The following is a 229-nucleotide window of genomic DNA, read 5'->3' on the forward strand; positions in this document are numbered from 1 at the left end:
TGTACGGGGCTTTCACCCTCTCTGGCTGGCTTTCCCAAAACCATTCTATTACTCTTGGAAGTCACTTGTGCAGTCCGAACCCCAGCATGCACGCACACTGGTTTGGGCTCTTCCAGTTTCGCTCGCCGCTACTCCCGGAATCGATGTTTCTTTCTCTTCCTCCGGCTACTTAGATGTTTCAGTTCACCGGGTTCCCTTCCATACGTTATGGATTGGCGTATGGATGACG

The 229-nt window shown here is 52.0% G+C and carries 1 rRNA gene; it reads right to left on the reverse strand.

Annotated elements, in window-relative coordinates:
• Positions 1–229: ribosomal RNA gene (locus H6A32_RS16130) — 23S ribosomal RNA — on the reverse strand; the annotation flags it as partial.

The sequence above is a fragment of the Drancourtella massiliensis genome, from assembly GCF_016900655.1.
GTDB classification, from domain to species: domain Bacteria; phylum Bacillota; class Clostridia; order Lachnospirales; family Lachnospiraceae; genus Sellimonas; species Sellimonas catena.